Source organism: Parabacteroides hominis, assembly GCF_014287585.1.
Lineage (GTDB): Bacteria > Bacteroidota > Bacteroidia > Bacteroidales > Tannerellaceae > Parabacteroides > Parabacteroides hominis.
On sequence record NZ_JACOOJ010000077.1, the window covers coordinates 1 to 5,268 of the forward strand.

Annotated in this window: 6 protein-coding genes and 2 pseudogenes; 6 read left to right on the forward strand and 2 right to left on the reverse strand. The window is 42.5% G+C overall.

Annotated elements, in window-relative coordinates; translation table 11 throughout:
- The 6 genes and pseudogenes from H8S65_RS20525 to H8S65_RS20550 form a co-directional block, all read left to right on the forward strand.
- Positions 1–1,250, forward strand: a pseudogene (locus tag H8S65_RS20525) (hypothetical protein); the annotation flags it as partial.
- Between the two features lie 39 nt (positions 1,251–1,289).
- Positions 1,290–1,646, forward strand: coding sequence for a hypothetical protein (locus H8S65_RS20530; protein ID WP_186931663.1), 357 nt, complete (start codon positions 1,290–1,292; stop codon positions 1,644–1,646).
- A 127-nt stretch (positions 1,647–1,773) separates the two neighbouring features.
- The gene (locus H8S65_RS20535) at positions 1,774–2,121 is read left to right on the forward strand and encodes a hypothetical protein (protein WP_186931676.1); all 348 of its coding nucleotides are present in this window, start codon (positions 1,774–1,776) and stop codon (positions 2,119–2,121) included.
- Positions 2,122–2,136: 15 nt separating this feature from the next.
- Positions 2,137–2,538, forward strand: coding sequence for a D-Ala-D-Ala carboxypeptidase family metallohydrolase (locus H8S65_RS20540; RefSeq protein WP_186931677.1), 402 nt, complete (start codon positions 2,137–2,139; stop codon positions 2,536–2,538).
- Positions 2,538–3,005: a hypothetical protein gene (locus tag H8S65_RS20545; protein ID WP_186931678.1), complete on the forward strand. Its 468-nt coding sequence runs from the start codon at positions 2,538–2,540 to the stop codon at positions 3,003–3,005. Before H8S65_RS20540 ends, H8S65_RS20545 begins: the two co-directional genes overlap by 1 nt.
- Before the next feature lie 126 nt (positions 3,006–3,131).
- The gene (locus tag H8S65_RS20550; RefSeq protein WP_186931679.1) at positions 3,132–4,145 is read left to right on the forward strand and encodes a hypothetical protein; all 1,014 of its coding nucleotides are present in this window, start codon (positions 3,132–3,134) and stop codon (positions 4,143–4,145) included.
- A gap of 226 nt (positions 4,146–4,371) precedes the next feature.
- Here the strand turns inward: H8S65_RS20550 and H8S65_RS20555 are convergent, their stop codons facing one another.
- Positions 4,372–4,935, reverse strand: a complete 564-nt coding sequence (locus H8S65_RS20555) for a hypothetical protein (RefSeq protein ID WP_186931680.1) — start codon at positions 4,933–4,935, stop codon at positions 4,372–4,374.
- Between the two features lie 66 nt (positions 4,936–5,001).
- Positions 5,002–5,268: pseudogene (locus H8S65_RS20560) on the reverse strand (DEAD/DEAH box helicase); the annotation flags it as partial.

Below are 5,268 nucleotides of genomic sequence, written 5' to 3' on the forward strand. Positions count from 1 at the left end.
TTGCCTATTATGTCTATGCCAAATGTCCTAAAGAAGGGAAAAATGGCTCAATATATGTCAGTGAACGGCAGATAAAGTTAGAGGATGAAACAGGGTACTATCATTTCTGGGTGGGGGTGTTGAATACTCCTGAGGATGGCGTACGTTCCTGGCTCCCGAATTATGGATATACCGAGATAGCCGGCCAGACGATTACAACAGGATTGATAAAGGACAAGTTAGCCCGGTTGGTGATCGATCTGTTGAATGCAAAGATAACGACGATCAATGGTGCTACAATTGAGGGAAAAATCAAGTTCACCTCCGGAACATCCGGTTATAATAATATTTCCGACCGCCCTAACCTACAACCGTTGTATGATGGGATAAATGATGCCTTGGCGGATGCAGAGAATGCTTCAAATGCAGCTAACACCGCCCAATTGACTGCAAATAACAAGGCAAGGGTATTTTATCAAACGACGGCTCCAACATCCGGTATGCGGACAAATGACTTATGGGTGGACGGAGTGAATATTTATAGATATAATGGTTCTTCATGGGTTCTTGCTTCGAAGTATGACAATACGATAACGGAGATCAACGGTGGACTTATAACTACAGGCGCAATTGCTTTTGGAAGCACAGGAGGAATGGCCGCTTCCGGTACGATTCGTATTTGGTCTGGAGGAACAGCCGGGGCGAATGGACAACCACCTACTTCTCCAACTTTTACTGTTGATAGTTCAGGTAACGTGATTTCAAATGGGACTATTACGGCAAATAATGCTATTTCATTAAGAAATGGACAAGCTGGGATTATTGGATATGGTACATCTAATAGTTCAATAAGATTTTGGGCTGGTGGATCAGTTCCAGAAAGTGCTGATTTTAGAGTTGATCAAAGTGGAGATGTTAATGTCAAAATGTTAAATGCTATAAATATCACTTGTGGTAGTTCTGATTTTTCAAGTATTTATTTAACCGACAAATCCTGGAGCAATAACTATGTTAGGTTGTTTGCTGCAAGGGAAGCTAAAGGAATAGAAATTCAAAAAACTTATCAAGGAATTTTAGACAATGTTGGTGGTTTTATTGTAATGAAATACAATCCAGACGCAACGGCTTATAGGGAAATAGGATTTTTTGTTAGACATTTTAAATCAGATGCATCATGGATATTTAGGACTTGCATAAAAGCAAGTCAATTGCCATCGTTGGTTCAGGTTAATGATTTAGACGCATCTGGAACAAAATATAATGTGAAATAGGATAGTGCAACAGGTTTATTATATATAGAATAAAAGAATATGAACTTAACATTAAAAGACCGGGTATTAATACTCAACACCGTGTTACCGCAGTTTGACACGAGAAAAAACATGGAACTGAAAGTCTCGATCGATCGTAAGATTACCATTTCGGAGGTTGATCAGAAACGAATTGTCGTTAAAGACTTAGGAGGTGGCCAGATCAACATAGGTTTTACAGATGCAGCGGCCATAACGGAAACAACAGATATAGACTTGACAGATGAAGAACTGTCATATCTCAAAGAGCGAGTTGACTTCATCGACCGCAACGGGATGTTCTCCGAGTTCACGATGCCGACGTATGTGAAGATCTTGGATGAACCGCTTGCTGATGTGGTGCAACCAGTCGAATAATATAAAAATCCGCCTCCAATCTTCACAGACCGGAGGCGGGAACCTTTAAATTTGAAATCATGCCAAACAATTTGGCAACAAATTAACCGACAACAAAGGTAATCAAATAAAACGAAGGAGGTGTGAAGTGAATGTGGAATTAACCGATATACTAACGATAATCGGGACGCTGGGAGGTTTTGAGGCGATAAAATGGGGAATCAAATTCTGGACTACCCGGAAGACAAATGCACGCATTGAAGATGCTCATGCGGATGCAGAAGAATTTAAAGCTTTGCGTGAATATAATGAGTTTCTGCAAAAGCAGCTATCCGATAAGGTGGAACGGTTCGTTGAGCAAACCGGAAGGCTTCGGCAGGTACAGGATGAGCTTTTTACTTTGAAAGAGAGCTATTCGGATGTAAAGCTCGAACTTGCTTTAAAGAGATGTGAAAAGAAAAAATGCGGTGATCGTGAACCGCAAAACGGATATTAAAAAGGAGGAAAGAAAATGAAAATCAGTGAAAATTTTGAATTGAAAGAGTTTACCCGTAGCAACACAGCGACACAGGAAGGTATTGCTAATGATCCGGGAGTGCGGGAAGTGAAAGCGATCGAGAACCTGGTAGTAAACCTGTTGCAACCTCTCCGGGAGAAGTACGGAAAGCGGATGGTTATCAATAGCGGCTACCGGTGTCCAGAACTGAATAAAGCCGTTGGAGGTGTGCCAACCAGCCAACACACGAAGGGAGAGGCAGCGGATGTAGCCTGTGAGCACCCGGCGTACCTGGTCGATTGTCTCCGGCGGTCTGGGCTGGATTTTGATCAGTGCATCCAGTACAGTACGTTCGTGCATTTATCGTTGAAACTCTCCGGCCAGAATCGGAAGCAATATCTGAAAGGGAGGTACTAATGAAAGCCTGGTACGTCATAATACTTTGTGTTCTCTGCTCTTGTGGAACTTCGAAGCGATCCACAGAGGCGGAGCGATACCGGCAGGCTAAAATTGAGCTTTCGGATAGCCTTTTCTGGCGGGACAAGCTCGAGCGGACGGAATTATGTCTGTCTGAAGAGATGCTAAACGCCAAAATTATTATAACAAACTGGTCTCAGCCGGATAGCATCGGCAGGCAATATCCGACTAAAACTACCGAGATAGATATGAGCAGGCAGAAAAATGAATCGGATAGTACAAAAGTTCAATCAGGATCTAATGCTATTCAAGTCAAAAAACAAGATATAAAGATTCAGGATTCCGAAACAGTAAAAGAGGATGTCAAAAAAGATTCCCGGCTTGTTCCCTCATGGGCGTGGTGGGTATTGACTTTAGGATGTGTTGCAGCCTTTTTGCTTGTTTGGCTCGTTAAAAGACGAAAGTAGTTTCTTTTTGTTCATAGATTAAGTTAATAGTGTAGCCGCCCTGCCTGTGAAGGTGGGGCGGTTTTTGTGTATTTTGCATTTCCAAAATAATTCCCTACATTTGGGAAATACTTAAATTTAATGATCATGAAAGCAGAGAGACAATATAAAGAGAGAACTTCCCGGGTAATACAACCATCGAAAGGCAGTGGTGGGCATATTGTTGATAATAGATCTAGCTTCATGACTATAAATGAAACCAAAGGACTCATGAGGAATGACCATGTTGCTCAAAGGATGGTAATCGTTGGCTCTGATCCTGTAGAAGTTGATTCCGTGATAGCTGCGGACATATCATTCCAACATCAGAAGGCAGGAGGCGTGCTGCTTACATTAGGGGAGCTACTAGGTGGTACACCGAGCAAATATGGTATAAAAAAGGATGGAAGCGAGGGGATTATATTGACAACACATGGTGAACCTGGTAAAGTTGGTGATTTTGGCCCGTCTGAGATCATAGATGGATTAAAAAAGATAGCAAATATAGAAAAGGCCAAATACATATATATTGCCAGTTGCGATGCGGCCACCTCGCCTGGTGGTGAAGTTCCATCTGTTATAGCTGAGATCGGAGCTGCGTTTCCAGGGATTAACGTTTGCGGGGCACCTGGAATCGCCATTACGGACTATCGAGGTATATCCGGAGACTATCAAACCGTGTATAAGAAAAATGAGCCTAAGGGTATTCCCTTTCAGGATGTGGCATGTGTTATAGAAAATGCGGTTACCTTATCCCTATTTCCGAATGTAAAGGATTCTTTGGGATTAGATGACTTAGATAAGGTTGAAAAAAAAGGCATAGAATTGCGATCTCAGGGTGATTTTATTGAATTTTACGATACTCTTATAAATGCATTACTTGGCCAATTTAATGTTGATAGGCTTATTTTCTTCGTTGAAACATATAGAAAAGAATGTGAAAAGCAGCTTGCAACAGCCGAAAATCAAAGTACCATAATTTATTTTCAGGATCAGCTTAAGATAGTTCCCTTAGTGTTAGAGTTCGTAAAGAAGCAAATCCCTGTAATTACTGATGCTCGGAAAAAGGACGCTCCTCTAAGGAATAAAGCAGGGAGTTCGATCACTTATGATAGTCTCTGATTTCAAATAGAGGTTTTCCATCATTACCCCACAAGCCCCCATGAGATAGCCCGGATCAAGTTCGCCAATGAGAGCTTTTCCGTATACGGTGTATCGGAAAATGAATTGTCTGACGGAACTCCTCGTTGGGATATGTTGAATTTGGGTCGCTGGGAGGAGGAAATCTTAAACTGAGTATAAATGAAATATCGGGGATTGATATGGCCAAGCTATCAATCCCCGACATTTAAAACAACAGTTTTCCTTCCTTCTTATCCATCACCGCATTGAAAACACTTTTATAGGTCTCATACAACTCCTTCCGGCTTTCCGGCCCCGGCCAGTCGGCGAAAGACTCTCCGGCGAAGAATTTCCAAGCGAAGATCCGTTTGGCTTTTTCGGATAAGCCTAATTGATCGATTATGTTCCGGACATCCTGCATACGTTCCCGGATGTATTCGGTACGATCCGGACTGTCGTCGGGTTCGTCGATGATATTCAGCCGTCGCCAATCCACATTCTCATCTATTGGAATAGGCTTGTATTTATGCCGGTAGGGAGATGTGTCAGAGGTAACGTTTAGCTTTATCATTTGCAGGATATACCAATCAAGTTCGGTATATCCACCTTTTGGGGTTTCCATAAGCCGGGAGAGGAGCTCCGGGGGCTTTTGAAGCAGCATACATATTACCTCGTTTAATACATCAATAGCTTCGTCTGTCATTCCGGCAAGTGAGCAGTGATACTTAGCGTAATCCAGCCACCTGTCGTAACGTTTCTCAATATATTTATTCAATGCCTCACTTGCCATAGTCGTCTTTATTTGATATATTTGTTTCCGGTTGCAAGGGGGTGGCGCTGTGAGGCGCTGCCTTTCTTATTCCTCCTCTTCGTTTGTATCAAAAAGATTTGCCATCATATCAACAATATTCGTCTGGATATTGTCTTCAGCTCCCAATACGGCATTACTGATATGCTTCTTTTCTTCGATAATCCTGTAGAGCTTCTGGTCGATCGTCCGACGGCCAAGCAGATAGTAACAGTTTACAGAATCTTTCTGCCCGATACGGTGCGCCCGGCTTTCTGCCTGATCGCAATCGGCATACGTCCAAGGAAGTTCGATAAAGGCAACATCGCTGGCAGC

Excerpts from the sequence above, each read along its gene's own strand:
- H8S65_RS20545 (WP_186931678.1), top strand. The coding sequence starts at position 2,538 with ATGAAAGCCTGGTACGTCATAATACTTTGTGTTCTCTGCTCTTGTGGA.
- H8S65_RS20530 (WP_186931663.1), top strand. The coding sequence starts at position 1,290 with ATGAACTTAACATTAAAAGACCGGGTATTAATACTCAACACCGTGTTA.
- H8S65_RS20555 (WP_186931680.1), bottom strand. The coding sequence starts at position 4,935 with ATGGCAAGTGAGGCATTGAATAAATATATTGAGAAACGTTACGACAGG.
- H8S65_RS20550 (WP_186931679.1), top strand. The coding sequence starts at position 3,132 with ATGAAAGCAGAGAGACAATATAAAGAGAGAACTTCCCGGGTAATACAA.
- H8S65_RS20540 (WP_186931677.1), top strand. The coding sequence starts at position 2,137 with ATGAAAATCAGTGAAAATTTTGAATTGAAAGAGTTTACCCGTAGCAAC.